This is a genomic window from Streptomyces sp. YS-3 (genome assembly GCF_045257485.1).
Classification (GTDB): domain Bacteria; phylum Actinomycetota; class Actinomycetes; order Streptomycetales; family Streptomycetaceae; genus Streptomyces.
This window is the reverse complement of sequence record NZ_JBJHPC010000657.1, coordinates 1-3745: the sequence shown is the minus strand read 5'-3', so window position 1 is coordinate 3745 and position 3745 is coordinate 1. Positions and strand designations below refer to the sequence as shown.

The 3745-nt window shown below is 71.6% G+C and carries 5 protein-coding genes and 1 pseudogene; 3 read left to right on the top strand and 3 right to left on the bottom strand.

Annotated elements, in window-relative coordinates:
* Nucleotides 1-90: 90 nt before the first annotated feature.
* Nucleotides 91-591: a DUF5949 family protein gene (locus ACJA3G_RS32715; RefSeq protein ID WP_406556660.1), complete on the top strand. Its 501-nt coding sequence runs from the start codon at nucleotides 91-93 to the stop codon at nucleotides 589-591.
* A 106-nt stretch (nucleotides 592-697) separates the two neighbouring features.
* Here ACJA3G_RS32715 and ACJA3G_RS32710 read toward each other — a convergent pair whose 3' ends face one another.
* The gene (locus ACJA3G_RS32710; protein WP_406556659.1) at nucleotides 698-1030 is read right to left on the bottom strand and encodes a hypothetical protein; all 333 of its coding nucleotides are present in this window, start codon (nucleotides 1028-1030) and stop codon (nucleotides 698-700) included.
* Between the two features lie 410 nt (nucleotides 1031-1440).
* On the opposite strand from ACJA3G_RS32710, the gene ACJA3G_RS32705 reads away from it, so the two are divergent.
* Together ACJA3G_RS32705 and ACJA3G_RS32700 are read left to right on the top strand one after the other, a co-directional pair.
* Complete coding sequence (locus tag ACJA3G_RS32705) at nucleotides 1441-2040, top strand: tyrosinase family oxidase copper chaperone (RefSeq protein WP_406556658.1); 600 nt, start codon at nucleotides 1441-1443, stop codon at nucleotides 2038-2040.
* 35 nt (nucleotides 2041-2075) lie between these two features.
* Nucleotides 2076-2954, top strand: coding sequence for a tyrosinase family protein (locus ACJA3G_RS32700; RefSeq protein ID WP_406556657.1), 879 nt, complete (start codon nucleotides 2076-2078; stop codon nucleotides 2952-2954).
* Between the two features lie 102 nt (nucleotides 2955-3056).
* On the opposite strand, the gene ACJA3G_RS32695 is transcribed toward ACJA3G_RS32700, so the two are convergent.
* Together ACJA3G_RS32695 and ACJA3G_RS32690 are read right to left on the bottom strand one after the other, a co-directional pair.
* Nucleotides 3057-3341 carry a chaplin gene (locus ACJA3G_RS32695; protein ID WP_406556656.1) on the bottom strand — a complete coding sequence of 95 codons (285 nt, stop codon included), beginning with the start codon at nucleotides 3339-3341 and terminating at the stop codon, nucleotides 3057-3059.
* A gap of 109 nt (nucleotides 3342-3450) precedes the next feature.
* Nucleotides 3451-3745: pseudogene (locus tag ACJA3G_RS32690) on the bottom strand (hypothetical protein); the annotation flags it as partial.

The window sequence follows — 3745 nt, the reverse complement described above, 5'->3', positions numbered from 1 at the left end:
GGGGCGGCGGGTCCGGGGCGGTGCAATCCGATTCGCCCTAACGAGTGGCCTTTGCTCCTGGTCTCTCCCCGATGTCGCTAGAGTCCCGGCATGACCTCGACTTCCAGTGCCCTCAGCCCGTCCAGGACCGCCCGGTTGGGCACGCTCGCCCTGCTCGCATGGAGCGGCCCGCACTTCGAGGAGGACCGCGACGTGGCCTTCCTGATGGTGTATCCGCTCGGGGACGGCGAGGGCGGCGCCGAGGGCGCCGAGTCCGCCGCCCGGGAGCTGTTGGAGGGAATCGGCATGCCGGCCGGGACCGTCAACGACGCCTCCCAGGGCGCGCGGCTGCCGCTCACGCTCCTTCTGGAGGGCGGCCAGGTGACCCTGACGATGCCTCAGCTCAACGTCCAGTGCGTCACCCCGCCCGAGTGGATGGACGCCGCCCAGGCCGAGGGCGCCGCGCACTTCATCTTCGCGACCCGCGCCTGGCCCGAGGCGGTGCCCGGCACACCGCTCACCGAGCAGATGATGCGGGCCTTCGTCGGCGACGAGCAGACGCTCACCGGCGCGGGCCACTGTGTCCTGCCCGTCAGCCGTCTGCGCGGGTAGCCGGGGCGTCCGAACGGGGAGCGCGCCGAGGGCGTAAGGAAACGGCGTGTGCCGCGGACGGGGAGTCCGCGGCACACGCCGTTCTCATGTGCCGACCTGCTGGGAGCTAGAGCAGCCACCCCAGCACACCGAGGAGACCCACGTGCTGGCGGTGGTCGTTACCGCCGTCGTGGTCGTAACGACCGTAGTGGTCGTTACGGCCGTTGTGGTCGTTACGGCCGTCGTGGTCGTAACGGCCCTCGTGACCGTAGCTGCCACCGTTGTCGTAGCGGCCGTGGTCCCGGTGGTCGTCGTCCTTGCATTTCTCGCCGTACCCGCACGAAAGTGCCGCCGATGCCGGGGTACGGGCCGTCTGGGGCGCTGCCTGGGCGGCGCCGGCGACCGGGAGGATCGCCGCGGCGGACAGGGCGGCGACTACAGCTATCTGACGAAACGTCATTTTCGGTGTCTCCTGAGGTGGTGAACACGGACACCTAGGACGCTAATCCGATCATGCGCACTTGTCGCGCTGAGCGAGCGGGCGGCTACTGCAAGTGAGTGTCGGCGGCTGTCGGCCCGTCAGAAGACAGCCCCTCCGCCCGTCGAGGCCCGGGCGCGGCCGGGAAAAAACCAAGGCCCCGGAAGTGTGATGACCTCCGGGACCCCAGCAGGCGTTCATTCTCCTCTGCCCTACCCGCACCAACGACCGGACGCCCCGGACGTCACGGCCGATCGCCGGATCCGACGTCAATTGATCAAACTCGACCGGAACGGTTTCCGGCCGGTCTCGTTGTCCCGAATGCCCCCCTTGTAAATGATCAGCCCCCGGCCCGTACGCACCTGGTCGGCCCCGGGCGGAACGGAGACCGTGTGACCACCGAAGAGCCGGTACCCAGGCGGCGCCCCGGCATGCTCCGGCCCGGCCGTCCCCGGTGGAGCGGCCCCGCCTCCAGCCGGCGCGGCGTGCTGCGCGGGCTTTTCACCCTGACGGTCGTCAGCTTCACCGGCGGCACCCTCGCCCGGATCGACGCGGCCCCCAGCGCCGGGGCCGAACCGGCCGACCCGGCCGCGCCCTGGACCGGCACCGACGACGAGGGACCCACCGCGCCCAGCGGTCTGCCCGCGGCCTTCGACGAGAACTACCGCGGCCGGCGCATCCAGGGCCGCACCGTCCTCGCCGACGTACACGCGCAGACGGCCGCAGCGGCGACGGGCCATCTGCCCGAGCGCCCGCCCGGCACCCTCGCGGTGCTCCCGCACGCCGGCCCCGGCGGCACCAGCGCCGCCGGGGCGGGGTTCGAGGCGCTCATCGACGGCCGCCGGCTGCATCTGATGCGCCGCGCGGACGGCACGTACATCAGCGCGATGGACCACTACACCTCCTACGCCACGCCGCTGGAGGCCGTCCGGGCCGCCGTCGACGTCCTGGGGTCCGCCCGCCTGGCCGAGACCCCGCTCCACGGCAAGTGACGCCCGCACCCGACAGGCCAGGTGAGACAACCCGCATGGTGTACATCCGCAAGAACCAGAAGAACCTCACGAAGGCCGAGAAGAGGGCCTTCGTCAACGCTGTCCTGGAGCTCAAGCGCCGGGGCAGGTACGACCGGTTCGTGCGCACGCACATCGAGTACTTCGTCGGCGACGGGGACGAGGGGCTGCGCGTCGCCCATATGGCGCCCTCCTTCCTGCCCTGGCACCGCCGCTTCCTGCTGGACTTCGAGCGCGAGCTGCGCACGGTCAACCCGCGGGTGACCGTCCCGTACTGGGACTGGACGCGCGACAACTCGCCCTCGTCGTCGCTGTGGGCCGAGGACTTCATGGGCGGTACCGGGCGCGGCGACGACCTCCAGGTGATGACCGGGCCGTTCGCCTACCGGCACGGCGCCTGGAGCATCGAGACCGGGGTGACCGAGGACCCCTTCCTCACCCGCAACCTCGGCAACGCCCACGGCCGCGGCGGCCGGATGGAACTGCCGCCGCGCGCCGACCTCAACCGGGCGCTCGCCGACTCCGTCTACGACGTCGAGCCGTGGAACTCGCTGAGCCCCACCGGCTTCCGCAACAAGATGGAGGGCTGGACGGACGGCTCGCGCACCGACACCATGCGCACCCACAACCGCGTCCACCGCTGGATCGGCGGCACCATGATCGGCGGCGGGGCCGTCAACGACCCGGTGTTCTGGCTGCACCACGCCTTCGTCGACCTCATCTGGTCGCGCTGGCAGGCCCGCCACCCCAAGTCGGGCTACCGCCCCGCCCGGCCGCTCGGCTCCGACGACCCCCAGCGCGGACGGGTGGCGGCCCTCAGCGAGCGGATGCCGCCGTGGCACACCACCCCGGCGGCGCTGCTGGACCACAGCAAGATCTACAAGTACGCGGACTGAGGCCCGGCGCGCGGCGCCCGCCGCGCCGCGGACACACGGACGGCCCCCGGGAGAACCCGGGGGCCGTCCGCGTCTGGACCGAGCCGTCGAGGACGGGCTGGCTCAGTGGCCGTGGCCGTAGCTGCCGCCGTGCTTGTCGTGGTGGCCGCTCTCGTTCTCGCAGTGGTTGCCGAACACCGGGTTCAGCAGGCCGATCACATTGATGGTGTTGCCGCAGAGGTTGACCGGCACGTGGACCGGGACCTGGAGCAGGTTGCCGGACAGCACACCCGGGGAGTTCGACGCTACGCCGTGCGCCCCCGCGTCGGCCGTGGCCATGCCGGCACCGCTCAGCGCCACCGCACCCGTTCCGGCGAGGACGGCGACGGTCTTCGCGATACGAGACATCAAGTTCTCCTTGTTTGTTCCAACGCTTCAGGGCTCCCGAGGGCCATCGGCCACCGCGAACCGCAGTTGTCATGGCTAAACGCGCCCGGCGTGCAGAAGTAACGGAGGTTTACTGCGTCTGCTGATGCCGGGCCACGCGCCGGCCCAGCGCCACCACCGCTCCACCGGTGATCAGCAGGGTTCCGCCGGCCGCGCCGATGAAGAGCGGAAGCCGGTCACTGCCGGTCTGCGCCATCTGCGGGGGCTTGCCGGGGTGCGGCGGCGTGCCGTGCTCGGGGGGTGTGTTCTGCTCCGGCGGCCAGCCGTGCTCGGACGGTTTGTCGTCACCCGTGGGGGTGTGGTCGCCGGACGGTGTGGTGTGGCCCGGGGTGTGCGGATGGGCCGGCTTGGGGTGGTGCGCGGGG